Origin of the sequence: Endozoicomonas sp. SESOKO1 (assembly GCF_024606265.1) — a bacterium.
GTDB lineage: Bacteria > Pseudomonadota > Gammaproteobacteria > Pseudomonadales > Endozoicomonadaceae > Endozoicomonas.
On the sequence record NZ_JAHHPP010000101.1, the window covers coordinates 1 to 15,421 of the forward strand.

A 15,421-nucleotide genomic window follows, 5' to 3' on the forward strand; every position below is an offset into this window, starting at 1 on the left:
ACGAGGTTCAGGATTTTCTGGAATGGCTGCTGGATGACAATTTCACTTTCCTGGGATATGAAGAGCTGATTGTCACAGAGCATGAGGGCAGCCGCCGGCTGAGAAGGCCGTCGGAGTCGTTGTTTGGACTGTTGAAGCCAGCAAAAGAAGGGCAGTCCGGTCAGCTGTCACTGGAACCTTTTATTGAACATGACCTGTTTGAACTGACTGAGCGGCTCTCTTTCTCCAAGGCGTCTGTCCGCTCCAGTGTTCACCGGCCTGCTTATCCTGACTTTATCACCGTGCGACGTTTTGATGAGCAGGGGCACATTGTGGGTGAAGCGCGCATTGTTGGTCTCTATACCTCGCCGGTTTACCGCAAGACGCCCTATGCCATTCCCTATATCCGTAACAAGGTATCGGCGATTATTCAACGCTCCGGTCTGGACCCTAAAAGCCACCATGGCAAAGACCTGGTGCAGATACTGGAGATTTTCCCCAGGGATGAACTCTTTCAGACCAGCCAGGACGAGCTTTTTCAGACCGCAATGTCAATCCTGCGAATGCAGGAGCGTAAACAGATAAAAGTCTTTATCCGCCAGGACCCTTATGGACCTTTCTGTTCGGCGCTGGTTTATGTGCCAAGGGACATCTACAGTACCCGCTTCCGCCGACGGGTTGAAAGCATTCTCTGTCACCGGCTGGAAGCAGAAGACAGCGAGTTTACCACCTATTTTTCTGAGTCGATCCTGGCCAGGGTCCATTTCGTGTTCAAGTTGAAAGGGCGGATTGATTACAATCTGGACGTGATTACCCGGGAGATTGTTCTCGCTGGTTCATCCTGGAATGATGACCTCAGGGCTGAGGTACTGGAAGCTTTCGGGGAGGTGCGGGGGAATAAACTGCTGGCAAGGTTTTCTGATGGATTCAGTGCTGCCTATCAGGAAGCGTTCAAACCTCAGTCGGCGGTTACGGACATTCGCCATTTTGCTGAAATGGACAATGATCGACCACTTTCCATGGGGTTTTACCGGTCACTGAATGATGCCGCCGGGCAGGTGCACCTGAAACTGTACCATTTTATCGAACCTCTGCCATTAGCGGATCAGATTCCAATTATTGAAAACCTCGGCCTGCGTGTGCTCGGTGAGTATCCTTATCTGATTAACACAGCATCCGGTGAGACCATCTGGATTCATGACTTTCAATTAAGTATCGATTCGCTCATTAATATTGATCTGCAGAAAGTGGGGCCGACCTTCCGGGAAGCGTTTGAAAAAATCTGGTTCGGGGAGGCGGAAAATGACCGTTTTAACCGGCTGGTCTTATCCGCAGGCCTGAGTTGGCGGCAGGTTGCCATGCTTCGGGCTTATGCCCGTTATATGAAGCAGATCCGTGTCGGTTTCAGTCAGTCTTATATTGCTGAAACGTTGTGCAATAACATTGAGATTGCCCGGCTATTGGTGGCGTTGTTTGAGGTTCGCTTCAATCCTGTGCTGAAGCTGTCCATAACCCAGCGCCTTGCCCGTCAGCAGCAGATTCAGCAGCAAATTCTCCATGCCCTTGATCAGGTGGAAGTGTTAAGTGAAGACAAGCTTATCCGCTGTTATCAGGATGTGATCAAGGCAACGCAGCGAACCAATTTTTATCAGCAGAGTTATCAGCAGAGTGACGAAGGAAGTGCCAAGTCGTATATCTCCCTGAAAATGGCGGCGAGAGAGATACCGGACATTCCCAAACCAGTGCCACTGTATGAAATTTTTGTCTACTCACCCATTGTTGAAGGTGTTCACCTCAGAGGTGGCAAGGTGGCCCGTGGCGGTTTGCGCTGGTCTGACCGGGTGGAAGATTTCAGGACGGAAATTCTTGGGCTGGTCAAGGCCCAGCAGGTGAAAAATGCCCTTATTGTCCCCGTTGGTGCCAAAGGTGGTTTTGTCCCCAAACAGTTACCGGTTGATGGCTCCCGGGAAGCAATAATGGAAGAGGGGGTACGCTGTTATAAAACCTTTATCAGAGGGCTGCTGGATATCACCGATAACCTGGTGGAAGGCAAAGTGGTTCATCCGGATGGCGTGGTGATGTATGACGACAGTGACAGTTATCTGGTGGTGGCCGCTGATAAAGGCACGGCAACGTTTTCCGACATCGCCAACGGCATTGCCAAAGATTACAACTTCTGGCTGGGTGATGCCTTTGCTTCCGGGGGCAGTGTTGGTTATGACCACAAGAAAATGGGAATTACTGCCAGGGGGGCCTGGGTTTCGGTGCAGAGACATTTCCGGGAAAAAGGCATTCATGTCCAGAAGGATGTGATCTCTGCCATTGGTATTGGCGATATGGCCGGTGATGTTTTTGGCAATGGTATGCTGTGCTCTGAAACCATTGCGTTAGTCGGTGCATTTAATCACCTGCATATTTTTGTCGATCCCAACCCGGATGTTTACCAGAGTTTTGCCGAGCGGCGTCGTCTGTTTGAATTGCCCCGTTCCAGCTGGACAGACTATGACGTCCGCCTGATTTCTGAAGGTGGGGGTATTTTTTCACGACAGGCAAAGTCAATTGCCATCAGTCCTGAAATGAAGCAGCGCTTTGGCATTACTGCCAGTCATCTGCCACCCAATGAGTTGATTCGTAGCATGCTGCGGGCCCCGGTTGATCTGTTATGGAATGGCGGTATCGGTACCTACATCAAGTCAATGAACGAAACCCACAGCGACGTGGGGGATAAGGCCAACGATCCACTGAGAATTAATGGTTGTGAAGTTCAGGCCAGTGTGGTCGGGGAAGGGGGGAATCTTGGGCTGAGTCAACTGGGGCGTATGGAATATGCGCTCAAGGGCGGTGGGTTGAATACCGACTTTATCGACAATTCCGGTGGCGTTGACTGCTCTGATCACGAGGTCAATATCAAGATTCTTCTGAATGATATGGTCGCCAATGGTGATATGACCATTAAACAGCGAAATCAGCTGCTGGAAAGCATGACGGATGAAGTGGCCGCCCTGGTATTGACCAATAACTACCGTCAGACACAGGCCATTTCTGTGGTTGAATCGGACGTTGCCTCAAGAATGGGCGAGTATCGTCGTTTTATGCAGCACCTTGAGGAACAGGGTAAGCTGGATAGAACCATTGAGTTTTTGCCAGATAATGAAGCGATGGCCGAACGGGCCGCTAATGGGCAGGGATTAACCCGGCCTGAATTGTCCCTGTTGATTTCATACAGTAAAGCCGACCTGAAAGAAGCGCTGCTGAACTCGACGGTGATTGATGATCGATATCTTACCCAGGAATTATACAGTGCCTTTCCCCGGATTCTGGTAGACCGCTTCCCGGAAGAGATCAGACGACATCGTTTGCGCAAGGAGATCATCTCCACCCAGATTGCCAACCATTTGATTGATATGATGGGGATTACCTTTGTTTATCGGCTGCAGATGACTACGGGGGCTTCATCCGCCGAGATAGCCCGTGCCTTCAGTGCCAGTCGTGATGTGTTTGATGTGTCCCGTTACTGGATGATGATTGAGCAGCTGGACCATAAAGTGTCCAGTTCCCTGCAGTACCGGATGATGGGCGCATTGATCAAACTGGTGCGGCGAACAACCCGCTGGTTTATCCGCCTGAAGCGTCAGGACCTGATACCGGCCGAGTGTGTCGAACATTATGGACCCAGGGTTGAGAAATTCCTGTCCTGTTTTACCGAATCTCTTGGTGAAGAAGAAAAAGCCGAGTTGGACAGGGCTATTGACCGTATGGTCGCACAAGGCGTTCCTCAGGAACTGGCCCTGGTGGTTGCCGGGCAGCGTTATCTGTTAAGTGCGCTGCCGGTCATCAGGGTTGCCGATGAAACCGGGGTTCCCCTGGAGGTAGCCATCAGGACTTTCTTTGCCATAGGTACTCGCCTGGAGCTGAACTGGTATGGTAATGCCCTGTCGCAACTGGAGGTGACCAACCACTGGCAGTCTCTGGCCCGTGACAGCGCCAGGGATGAACTGAACTGGCAGCAGCGTAAATTATCCGGAGGACTCATCAATATGGCACAGGATGGAGTTCCTATTGAGCAAACCATCGATAAATGGATCCTGGATAACCATGCCCTGGTAGCCCGCTGGCAGAGTATGCTGGCCGATATCCGCAGCGCCCCGCAGGCAGACCTGGCGATGTTTGCCGTTGCCAACCGTGAGTTAATGGACCTGGCCCAGGTTAGTTTGCATGGCTAGTCAGATAAATTACCATGCAGTTACCTTGTGTGCTGGTTCCAGAACTAATGGGGTAACATCCAGTTTATTCCAGAACCAGCTGGTACTGTTTGGAATCAGTTTTGAGCGAACATCATAACGGGCGTGATAATTCTCAAAGAAATACTGCAGAAACGCGGGAAGAATATAAACACTGTACGGCCTTGATGGGCATTTTCTCGGCTCATAGCCAAAGGCATGGCCTTTGATGGCGTTGGTTATCAGTATCGTATCTCCCGGTTTGAAATGTATGCTGTGTTCCGCTGTTTCTGATGTGGTGGTTACCCGGAAGGAGCGGTTCACTTTTCTTGGAAATAGCGTTGCCAGGGCTCGCAGGTTGTGGACCTCAGCAGCGAATAGCTGATGCATATCAATAAGGTGCTGGTTTTGATGGTGCTCAGCGACATGAATAACAAAATTCGTCGCTGTATTGCTGATGTTTAATGAATTATCAATCCAGGATAATAAATTGAAAACAATGTTGATGGCTTCCTGTGGAGAGACATTGTCAAGGCTTTGTGTCAGGGATGGGGCAAACACTGGCAGCACGGCTGCATTATGTTTCCTTAAAAGCGCCAGTGTCCTGATTGCCACCGTCTCTCTTATGGACTGGTGGTTTCCGGGAATATCCGGCGACAGGGACTCGTCATATAAAAGACAGAGCACTTTATAAAACTGTTCTAATGTTTGAATGTTGCTGTACGGGTGATTTTTGGCAAATGGACTGTTGCCTTGGATGAAACGGTTGGCTTTTAAATCATACTTTCCAGTATGTGCCTCAAGCTGATCGTAAAGCCGTTTTATCTGGTAATAGTGCTTATTAACCTGCTGCTGGATTATTTTGTCTACGGGGTATTCTGGAGAGACACTGGCAAACAGCAGTTGAAAATATATCTGGGTTAACAGATTGCTTATCAGATCGGCGGCTTGCGTGCCGTAAACGAACTCTGGGGTTGGCTGGTTCGCTAATAACACAGAAATATCCGGCAACTGTTGCAGCCTTTCAAACCCCTGCTGAAAGAGAGCCGCCTGCTTTCTTCCATAGGTATGATGATGCATATCGCCCGCAGCTACCGGATTGTTTTCCAGCAGAAACCAGTTCTGCGCACTGAGAAGCCTTCGGTTGGTATATAAATTGCGCCCTTGCCCTTCAAGAGCGATGACCTGATTGGCAATATCTTCATTAGCAATAAAGTAAATTCTCTTGTTTTTGAAAGATAACTCATAATAACCGTGTCTGGTGGTTTTGGCATAATCGTTAAGTGCCTTGATATCCCGGTAAGAGATTATATATCTGTTGTTTATTCGAGATACTGCATGAGCAGCCTGTAACAAACTATTTTTTAATACCAATGAAAGCATTGGGGATTGCTCATGGAGCCTCTCGATTGAAAACAGTGTCTCGGTTAGCAGGGGGACTGCACGCCAGACGATTGAATATTGCAGGTTGTTGTTTTCCGGATGGCCAGTTTCACTGTAGGCCATCGGTATGGTTGAGGGGTTAGATATAACGGCAGTGGTAATAACGAACCCGGCAATCAACTTAATAAATGAATGGAATAAATGGTTGCACTTATGGCTGTATGAGTACTTTTTATTAGATAACATGGTAAATAACCACTTTTACCCGGCACTTGGCCAATCAAGGATTGTCGTTAAATAGTTGGAAATTTTTTAAAAATTGATGCTTTGAAATTAATTGTTTTCAAGGGTTAGTCTGTTTTTTGAGTTAAATAGTTCCTTGTTTTTTTAAATTGGTTTCTGTCAGTCATGGAGCGTGGCAGGTAACCTGGGAGCTTTTATGCCAGATTACTCGATTTCAGATGATTTTGTGGTCAGTTAGCGGCCGTCCGGACACTGGCTTCACCCAGTTCAGACGGCCTGGCAGGCAGGTTTCAGGGTGTTTCCTGAAGATACTGGCTTGGGTCAATGTAAAGACCAAGGGAGCGCTTATCAATGCGCTTTTCCTTATTTTCAGTCTTGCCGACTTCCTGATATCTGAAGACGACAGTATCACCAATGTTGACATCCAGTTGCTTGTCCGATGACAGATATTTGTAATCATCGCCTGCAACCGTCAGGGTATGGATATAGTAATCTGGCATCCCCAGCCAGTCGCTGTGAGGGCCATCGGTATTGACAGCTTCAAGCAGGCCACGACCTTCCAGTTTTGGCTGGCGCTTTTGAAAACTTCTTTGCATGGGGCTTTTTTCTCTAGAGACGTTTTAACAGCGGTTAGTTGAAAGGATCGGGACGAGAGCGACGTTTATTTCTCTGGCGCCAGTTGGTCACCACATTCCAGCGCCAGGCTGCCCGAATCAGCAGATAACTGATAAAGCCGAGCACTGTGCCTGATACCAGCGATCCCAGGTAAAGAGGCTTCCAGACACGGGCAAGTCCGGCACCCAAGCCTTGAATCGTGAGTTCAAAGGAAGTTTCACTCACCGGTGAGTGAAGGATAAAACAGCCGATTTTGTATGTAAAATAGTATATGGCAGGCATGGTCAATGGGTTCGTAATCCACACCAGCGCTACAGAGAGAGGAAGATTGCATCGGAAGACAATGGCCAGACACGCCGCCAGAACCATCTGGAAAGGCATGGGAATAAAAGCAACAAAAATGCCGACAAAAAATGCGGCAGCAGCAGAACGGCGGTTCAGTTGCCACAGGTTTGCATCATATAATGCAGAACCCAGAAACCGCAGATGGCGATTTTCCTTGATGGTTTTTGGTTCCGGCAAATACCTTTTAATCAGTTTTTTCGCCATATCCTTTCACTATGTTTTACAGCTATGTTGAAGCGACCGTTACATCAACTCATCATGCTCTGAGCTATGACTTTAGTTCATGATCTGCGGGGGGTGCCAGTTTTCAGTATGAAAGTCTTGCCAACAACCTTCTCAGGATTCGGGATTGTCTTTACCAGCTTGAAATTCATCTATGCTTGCTGCTTTTCATCGGCCATGACATGCCACTTTTCAAATAAAAAATGGTTGATTATGCCACGGCGCAATAACCATCGTTCAAGGTAGAGTAAAACAGTACCTTGAGTGAGGTAAGGCCGGGAATTATGCACTGAAATGGCAGGCAAGACTACGTGGATAACACTCACACGACCATAAATCCGGCAAAGGGATTACTTGTATTTTCACTTTCCAGCGGTTTTGTTTCATTGGCATTTGGCTTGTCATTTCTGCTGCTGATCAGTCTGCCACTGATCATCCTGTTTCTCTGGGTTTTTGCTTCAGCCAGTGTTTTCCGAGCCCGCTGGTGGCTCGTTCCCCTGCTGGCGGGGGCGCTTGTCAGCTCATTGTTTGCAACACATTACGCTATCACTCGTTTTGATAGCCATGGGCAGGGGCGAGATATCACTATCGAAGGGAAGATTGCCAGTCTGCCGGTGCTGAACACAATGACAGCCCGCTTTGATTTCGACATCAATCATTCAGAGTCCAATCCATACCCCAAAAAGGTCAGGCTCAGCTGGTATGAGGCGCCGACTTTGAAGGCTGGGGAGACCTGGCAATTAACGGTGAGGTTACGTCAACCCCATGGTTTTTCCAGTCCTGGCGCTTTCGATTATGAGGCCTGGTTGTTGCGTCAGGGAATACAGGCCACGGGGTATGTGAAGTCCGGATCACTGATCAATAATCAGGTGACCGGGATGTACCGCCTTCATCAGGTAAGGGCGCATTTGCGGCAGTGGTTGTACTCGACGGTATCTGAAGCAAACAGGGGGATTTTTTCGGCACTTCTGCTGGGCGATAAAACGGCGATCACCACAGGGCAATGGCAGATATTTAATGAGACGGGAACCACCCATTTGATGGTCATTTCCGGCCTCCATATCGGTCTTCTGGCCTGGCTGGGTTTTTCCCTTGCAACCCTTGTTGGACGTTTGGGGGGAATTCCACTCCGGAGCGTACCGTTACCTGTGGTCAAGGCACTGACAGGCATGCTGTTTGCATTGTTTTATGCCTTGTTGGCCGGGTTCAGTGTGCCTGTGCAGCGAGCCCTGGTGATGACCTTCGCAGCATTACTGGCACCATTACTGGGTATCAGAGCCGCTTCTTCAACACTTTGGTTGCTGGCTTTGACATCAGTGCTGGCGATTGATCCCCTGGCCATAACCAGCAATGGCTTCTGGTATTCATTTATTGCCGTCGGCGCACTGCTGTTTGGTATGGTTGGCCGCAGGGAAAGGGCTGGCTGGCCGGTAACCGTGCTCAAGCCGCAATGGCTGGTGTTTGCCCTGTTGACGCCTTTGCTGCTGTTTAATGGTCAGCCGGTATCTCCCCTGTCTCCCCTGGTGAATCTTCTGGCAATTCCATTGATTGGCATTGCCGTGGTTCCCTTACTGCTGTTCAGTGCAATGTTGCAGTTTGTGTGGCCTGAGGCTGCGGGACTCATTATTGCCGGGCTTGATTATCTGGTGACAGGGTTTCAATTGGGGTTGAAGTGGGTGTCCGGTTTGCTGGTGCTTATTCCGCCACAGCAGGCCCTGTCCTGGCTTACGCTTATGCTCGCTGTTACCGCCATGTGGCTGCTGATTGCCCCGGCAACCCTGCGTTTGCGTTGGCTTGCGCCAGTCATGCTGATGCCTTCGTTTTTCCCAAAACCACTGGAGATACCGGCAGGTCAGGCTGAAGTCATGGTGCTGGATGTAGGGCAGGGGTTGTCTGTGTTCATCAGAACACGTCAGCACATTATGATTTATGACACCGGTGATCGTTTCTCGGAAAGAATGTCAGCGGCAGACAGCGTTATCCTGCCGGCGCTGTCCAAATCCGGCGTGACCCATATCGATCGCATTATGATTTCCCATGGTGACCAGGATCACTCGGGCGGGTTGCCATCGCTGCTGTCCAGATACCCGGATGTCCCGGTTGTCAGTGGAACAACGCTACCTGGTTTTGAGAAAGACTGGGTTAAATGCCAGCCCGGTGATCATTGGGAGTGGGATGGGGTTTATTTTCGGGTGCTGGCCGGTGGTGAGTATCGGCGCAGCAACGATTCATCCTGTGTACTGAAAGTGACAGCCGGTGCTGACAGCCTGCTATTGCCCGGGGACATCAGTGGACGTGTTGAGAAACGCCTGATAGAGCAGAACGCTGAGCTTGCATCCAGTGTTCTGGTGGCTGCTCACCATGGTAGCCGGTTTTCCAGTCATGCTGATTTCCTGACTGCTGTCCGGCCCGGGGTGGTCATTTTTTCGTCCGGTTTTGCCAATCGCTTCGGTCATCCGGCCGCTGAAACGGTGGCTCGAACGCAAAAAACGGGGGCAATAATCTTTAATACCGCGGAAGACGGCTCGCTTTCTTTTATACTCGGCAGCGGTGATACCGCGGTTTCAGCTTACCGCAAAACGCACGCCCGTTATTGGTGGCGTTAATGCTGTCCAGTTACTGCTTAAATGGCGCTAATCTCTGTGATACAGTCATACGGGTAACCTTGGGAACTGGCATGCCTGACATTAACCGGGCCAGGTATCATTAATTTGTCATTGTAAGGGATGATTATTGTGTTCGAACTGGTGAAATCCGGTGGTTGGCTGATGGTGCCTATCCTGTTGTCTTCGGTCATTGCCATGGCAATCATCTTCGAGCGGCTCTGGACATTAAGACCCTCACGCATAGCACCGAAAAATACCCTTTCTCAAGTCTGGAAGTGGATCAAGAGTAATGGGTTGGACAATCGAAGGCTTGATCAGCTCAAAGCAGGTTCTCCGCTGGGAGAGATTCTGGCTGCAGGTCTGACCAATGCCCGCAGTGGCCGTGAAATCATGAAGGAGAGTATTGAAGAGCAGGCTGGCAAGGTGATCCATGACCTTGAGCGTTATCTCAATACTCTGGGGACCATCGCAGCCATTGCTCCGTTGCTGGGCCTGTTGGGAACCGTTATTGGTATGATTGATGTCTTTACTGTGCTGATGGTTGAAGGCACCGGTAATGCCGGTGTTCTCGCTGGCGGGATTTCCAAGGCTCTGATTACCACGGCGGCCGGCCTTACCGTGGCTATCCCGGCCCTGATCTTTCACCGCTATTTTACCCGGCGCATTGATGAGCTGGTGGTTGCCATGGAACAGGATGCGATCAAGCTGGTTGAAGTGCTCCAGGGTGACCGCAGGGGCTTTTCATCTGCTCCGGGCAGTGAGGCCAGGAAAAAATGAATTTCCGACGCTTTCGTGGACGAGGGGGAAATCAGGAAGAGGTGTCGGTCAACCTGACGCCCCTGATTGATGTGGTATTCCTGCTGCTGATTTTCTTTATGGTCTCGACAACCTTTACCAGGGAAACGCATCTGGCTATCGACTTGCCGGAATCCTCCGGAGAGGTGTTGCAACAGCAGCCAAAGCAGATTGAGATCACCATCAGCAAGTCCGGAGACTTTGCGGTTGATGGTCAGGGACTGGTCAATGGTCAGCTGGATACGCTCAAACGGGCACTGGGTAAAGTAAGCCATGGGGATAACAAGGTACCCCTGATTATTACGGCTGATGCCAATACTCCCTATCAGGCGGTGGTTACGGCAATGGATGCTGCAGGGCAGCTGGGGTTTTCCAACCTGAGCATGACCACGCGAAAAGACGAGTCTGACCAGTGAATCCCTGGCAGCGTTTCAGCCAGTCAGTCACAGACTCCTGGTATTCTCCTTCCGGTGGCTGGACTCGCTGTCTCAAGCCACTGAGTCTGTTATTTTCCTTTCTGGCCAGGAAAAGAAAACAGCGTTTGCTGCAGGCATCCCGATGGTCACCGCCTGTGCCAGTCATAGTGGTGGGGAATATTTCGGTGGGGGGAACCGGTAAAACACCTTTGGTTGCCGCCCTTGTGCGGGAATTTCAGCAAAGGGGATACCGGCCGGGGATAATCAGCCGCGGGTTTGGTGCAAAAACCGGAGGTATACCCATCTCGGTCAGGCCGGATTCAGACCCGTCAAACGTCGGGGATGAGCCGGTTATGCTGGCCCGACAGTTGAATGTTCCCTTGATTGTCGATGTTGATCGTGTAAAGGCGGCCCGGTATCTCTGTGATCAGACAGACTGCAATCTGATCATCGCAGATGATGGATTACAGCACTATAATCTGCAACGGCATATAGAAGTATTGGTCCTTGATGGTGACCGGTTGCTTGGCAACAAACTGTGTCTGCCCGCAGGCCCGCTACGGGAGCCACCGGAAAGAATGAATCAGGTAGATATGATTCTGGTCAATACCAATAATACTTTCCCGTCAAAGAAGACGGAGGAAGTAGAAAGTGCTCTGGGCCTGAAGCCGCTGGAAGAATTATACTGTTTTTCCCTTGAGCCCTCGGCACCGGTCAGTGTGGCGGGTATTTCGAAAAAGATTCCCGATATAACCAGGGTTCATGGTGTTGCAGGAATTGGTCATCCGGAGCGTTTTTTTAATACACTGCGCTCGCTGGGATACGATGTCATCGGGCACCCTTTTCCTGATCACCACTCATTTGTACCGGAAGATATCTGTTTTAACGATGATCTTCCGGTCATTATGACGGCTAAGGATGCCGTTAAGTGTGTTGATTTTGCCGATGACAGACACTGGTACCTGCCGGTGACGACCCGTGTACCGGACTCATGTATTGAGCAACTGGTGGCAATGATTGAAGCTCGTAAGCCGGGTTAAGGCTTCTGGCTGAGGAAAAATGATGGATAAGACGCTGTTTGAAATTCTGGCCTGCCCACTGTGCAAAGGGGAAGTGCGCTTAAATAAAGATCGCCAGGAGCTGGTTTGTAGGCCCTGTGGTCTTGCTTACCCTGTTCGTGACGGTATTCCTGTCATGCTCGAAGGTGAGGCGCGTACATTGACCGCTGATGAACGTTTGGATGAGGCGTCCTGATGGCACAAGGCTTTTTATCAGCTGAGGGCTTTTTACCGGCTGAAGGCTCTTTATCAGCTGAAGGCTCTTTATCAGCTGAAGGCTCTTTACCGGCTGAAGACTCTGACTTTACCGTAGTTATTCCTGCCCGATTTGCTTCCAGCCGTTTACCGGGCAAACCACTGGCTGATATCGCTGGCAAGACTATGGTTCAGCATGTATATGAGCGAGCGCTGGCCAGTGAAGCCCGGAAGGTCATTATTGCTACGGATGATGAGCGAATTCTGAAGGTAGCTGAAGGTTTTGGGGCAGAAGTATGCATGACGCTGCCGGGTCATCCTTCTGGCACGGACCGGCTGCAGGAAGTTGCCAGAATCTATGGCATGAAGGATGATGAAATCATTGTTAATGTACAGGGCGATGAACCGCTGATCCCCCCATCCGTGATCAACCAGGTAGCCAGAAATCTTCAGGTATCACCGGAGGCCGGGGCTGCCACTTTATCCAACCCGCTGACGCAGGTGGAGCAGATTTTTGATCCTAACATTGTCAAAGTAACAGCTGATGCCCGGGGGTATGCGCTTTATTTCAGCCGTGCTCCCATTCCCTGGGCTCGGGACGATTTTGCCACGGAAGAAAAGAGAGTGTCGGCAGATGCCTGCTTTCAGCGTCATATAGGTATCTATGCCTATCGGGTTGGGCTTCTGAATCATTATGTGACCTGGGGTGTCAGTCCGATTGAAAAAATGGAGTCTCTCGAACAGCTTCGACTGATGTGGAATGGCCATCGGATTCATGTGGCTGAAGCGGTTGAAACACCTCCCCATGGCGTCGATACCGAGCAGGACCTGCTGGCCGTTCGTGCCTTGCTTGAAAGAGGGCAGGGCGTAGACAGCCTTGAGTCCGATGAAACAACGGTCAGAGCCTGAGAATAATGATAAAAGTACTGTTCATCTGTCTGGGAAATATCTGTCGGTCACCCACTGCCCATGGTGTGTTTGCCCATCAAGTGGCTGAATCAGGCTTGTCAGATCGCATCAGAGTGGATTCAGCGGGTACCAGTGGCTGGCATGATGGGGGATTGCCAGACAGCCGTTCAATGCAGCAGGCTGCAGATCGTGGTTATGACCTGTCATTCATTCGCTCCCGCAAGGTAACCTCTGCTGATTTCGTTGAGCAGGACTGTATCCTGGCCATGGATAGAGAGAACCTGAAGAACCTGCAAAAGATCTGTCCGCAGGAACATGCCCACAAACTGCGGCTCTTTCTTGACTATGCCGATCTGCCGGTCTCTGAAGTTCCGGACCCCTACTATGGTGGTAATGAAGGATTTGAGCGAGTAATCAACCTTGTCGAGCTGGGCGGGGTTGCGTTGCTGGATCATTTGAAGAAAACTCTGCAATAAATGGCATTTTTGTTGTCTCTATCAGCCCGTGTGGGTTGATTTCTCCAATTTCTATTGAATCAACTATTAATGAAGTTCCCACTTAAGATTTATGATAACTATTCCCTGGTGCAGAAAAATACCCTGGGTTTGCCGTCTATTGCCAGGTATTACGCTGAGGTAAATTCAGTCGCTGAACTGCAGACGGCACTGGTCTTTGCCAGGGAAAGGCAGTTGCCGGTCATTCCTCTGGGTGGTGGCAGTAATGTCGTGCTGGGCGATTTTCTGGATGCCCTGGTTGTGCACGTTAATCTCAAGGGAAGAACAGTTTTGAGTCGTGATCCTGATTGTGTTCGGGTCAGGGCTGAGGCAGGAGAGAACTGGCATGAGTTTGTGTTGTGGTCTCTGGATAATCAGGCCTGTGGGCTGGAAAATCTCTCCTTGATTCCCGGTAACGTTGGCGCTGCACCTATCCAGAATATTGGTGCCTATGGGGTCGAGTTAACGGATTATTTCCTGTCGCTTGAAGCCATCAATCTTGAGACCGGTTTGGTGGAAGATTTTGACCGGCAACGTTGCGGCTTTGGCTATCGGGACTCTGTCTTCAAAAGAGAGAAGCGTGACCAGTATATTATTGTCTCTGTGACGCTGGATCTTGATGTAACCCTGAAACCCAATCTTGGCTATGGCCAGTTAGGTGATTTGCTTGCCAGGCGTCTGGGTAATAAGTCACCGTCTGCTATCGATATCAGTCAGGCCGTGTGTGATATTCGCCGGGAAAAGTTGCCGGATCCATCTGAGGTGGGTAATGCTGGCAGCTTTTTCAAAAACCCGGAGGTATCACAGTCTGAGATGGATCGCCTGAAGCAGGCCTATCCAGATATTGTCGCTTATCCGCTTGGGCAGAACTGGAAGCTGGCGGCTGGTTGGCTAATTGATCAGGCTGGGCTGAAAGGAGTGCGAGAGGGGTGTGTGGGAACCTATCAGAAACAGGCTCTTGTGCTGGTGAATCACGGTGGTGCAACTGGCCGGGATGTGCTGTCTTTCTCCAGGCAGGTTCAGCAGAGGGTAAACGACAAATTTGGTGTTCAGCTGGAAAGAGAGCCGCGGCTTTATATGGAGGATGTTGACAAAATAATCCGTTGACCAGCAAAAAACCTTGCTATGGAGACCGTGAGAAAAGGTGTTTTCCCCTTTGCCTCCGTGGCTAAAAGGGGAAGCTGCTGAGGGTCGATTCCTCAGGAACCAACCAGCGCAAACCCTTGCCGGGTTAGTGCACAGTAATAGTGCAAATAGTTGCATCATCGGCAGGTGCCAGGTCGTCACTATCGTCCCACGATTCTGCAACACTGGCTTCGTCGGGTGGAAAAGCGTGGAAGGCGCGGAAGTGAACCTGGTAAGTACCTGGTTCACTGGGCGCAATGATGTGAAAGTCTACATCTTGCTCGGTGATATCGATGTGCGCTTTACTGAAAAAAAGTGGCATAAGGTCAAAGTATTGGTTCCCAATGACCAGGCCACTGGCAATGGGTATCTGTACATCTGTGCCATCAAGGCCGAAGTAAATTTTGACGAAGCCTTCTTGTTTCTGTGGCAAGGGCAATTTGTAATGGGCATGAACGCCGATGGTCTCGCCTGGCTTAACGTAGGCATTAACGCCTTGTCCGTGGATATCTATGTTGCTGAAAATGGTGCCTGAATACTCAACATCTGAAAATACAGGGCTGCTTAAGAAGCACAGCAAACTGACCATAATCCATTGTTTAAACCGGTGGTTTTTCATTTGGATCCCTCCTTTCTGATTTTATTTCCTTTGTTTACCTTGTTTTTGATTTCTAAAATCGATAAAAGTTCCGACAGGCGCTGGTTCCGAGCATTTCAGTTTGTGTGGGTATCTTCAATGAGGGTTGTCTGCAGCCCTGCAATTCCAGCCTGTCTCCTTCGGGCAACGGGCAACGGGCAACGGGCAACGGACAGCGC

The 15,421-nt window shown here is 50.1% G+C and carries 13 protein-coding genes; 9 read left to right on the forward strand and 4 right to left on the reverse strand.

All coding sequences use genetic code 11. From position 1 onward, the window contains the following. A partial coding sequence (locus tag KDK13_RS05310) for an NAD-glutamate dehydrogenase (RefSeq protein WP_257283907.1) occupies positions 1-4,202 on the forward strand: 4,202 nt, incomplete at its 5' end. A gap of 9 nt (positions 4,203-4,211) precedes the next feature. Here KDK13_RS05310 and KDK13_RS05315 read toward each other — a convergent pair. The 3 genes from KDK13_RS05315 to KDK13_RS05325 form a co-directional block, all read right to left on the reverse strand. Then, positions 4,212-5,828 carry a hypothetical protein gene (locus KDK13_RS05315; RefSeq protein ID WP_257283908.1) on the reverse strand — a complete coding sequence of 539 codons (1,617 nt, stop codon included), beginning with the start codon at positions 5,826-5,828 and terminating at the stop codon, positions 4,212-4,214. A 287-nt stretch (positions 5,829-6,115) separates the two neighbouring features. Next, positions 6,116-6,421 (reverse strand): hypothetical protein, encoded by a 306-nt coding sequence (locus KDK13_RS05320; protein ID WP_257283909.1) that lies wholly within the window; start codon positions 6,419-6,421, stop codon positions 6,116-6,118. A gap of 34 nt (positions 6,422-6,455) precedes the next feature. Beyond that, positions 6,456-6,989, reverse strand: coding sequence for a DUF2062 domain-containing protein (locus KDK13_RS05325; protein ID WP_257283910.1), 534 nt, complete (start codon positions 6,987-6,989; stop codon positions 6,456-6,458). Positions 6,990-7,318: 329 nt separating this feature from the next. Between KDK13_RS05325 and KDK13_RS05330 the strand changes: the two genes are divergently transcribed. The 8 genes from KDK13_RS05330 to murB all read left to right on the forward strand — a co-directional run bounded on the left by KDK13_RS05330 (position 7,319) and on the right by murB (position 14,587). After that, positions 7,319-9,613 carry a DNA internalization-related competence protein ComEC/Rec2 gene (locus KDK13_RS05330; protein WP_257283911.1) on the forward strand — a complete coding sequence of 765 codons (2,295 nt, stop codon included), beginning with the start codon at positions 7,319-7,321 and terminating at the stop codon, positions 9,611-9,613. 129 nt (positions 9,614-9,742) lie between these two features. Beyond that, positions 9,743-10,390, forward strand: a complete 648-nt coding sequence (locus tag KDK13_RS05335; RefSeq protein WP_257283912.1) for a MotA/TolQ/ExbB proton channel family protein — start codon at positions 9,743-9,745, stop codon at positions 10,388-10,390. After that, positions 10,387-10,824, forward strand: a complete 438-nt coding sequence (locus KDK13_RS05340; RefSeq protein ID WP_257283913.1) for a biopolymer transporter ExbD — start codon at positions 10,387-10,389, stop codon at positions 10,822-10,824. The genes KDK13_RS05335 and KDK13_RS05340 overlap by 4 nt, the downstream gene beginning before the upstream one ends. After that, positions 10,821-11,864: a tetraacyldisaccharide 4'-kinase gene (gene lpxK, locus KDK13_RS05345; RefSeq protein ID WP_257283915.1), complete on the forward strand. Its 1,044-nt coding sequence runs from the start codon at positions 10,821-10,823 to the stop codon at positions 11,862-11,864. The genes KDK13_RS05340 and lpxK overlap by 4 nt, the downstream gene beginning before the upstream one ends. Before the next feature lie 22 nt (positions 11,865-11,886). Continuing rightward, positions 11,887-12,078, forward strand: coding sequence for a Trm112 family protein (locus KDK13_RS05350; RefSeq protein ID WP_257283953.1), 192 nt, complete (start codon positions 11,887-11,889; stop codon positions 12,076-12,078). After that, on the forward strand, positions 12,078-12,986 hold the full coding sequence (gene kdsB, locus KDK13_RS05355) for a 3-deoxy-manno-octulosonate cytidylyltransferase (protein WP_257283916.1): 909 nt from the start codon (positions 12,078-12,080) through the stop codon (positions 12,984-12,986). Before KDK13_RS05350 ends, kdsB begins: the two co-directional genes overlap by 1 nt. Positions 12,987-12,991: 5 nt before the next feature. Beyond that, on the forward strand, positions 12,992-13,462 hold the full coding sequence (locus tag KDK13_RS05360; protein ID WP_257283917.1) for a low molecular weight protein-tyrosine-phosphatase: 471 nt from the start codon (positions 12,992-12,994) through the stop codon (positions 13,460-13,462). A gap of 69 nt (positions 13,463-13,531) precedes the next feature. Further along, positions 13,532-14,587: a UDP-N-acetylmuramate dehydrogenase gene (gene murB, locus KDK13_RS05365; RefSeq protein WP_257283918.1), complete on the forward strand. Its 1,056-nt coding sequence runs from the start codon at positions 13,532-13,534 to the stop codon at positions 14,585-14,587. 124 nt (positions 14,588-14,711) lie between these two features. Here the strand turns inward: murB and KDK13_RS05370 are convergent, their stop codons facing one another. Next, a complete protein-coding gene (locus tag KDK13_RS05370) occupies positions 14,712-15,224 on the reverse strand; it encodes a hypothetical protein (RefSeq protein WP_257283919.1) in 513 nt (170 codons plus the stop codon). Positions 15,225-15,421 lie beyond the last annotated feature (197 nt).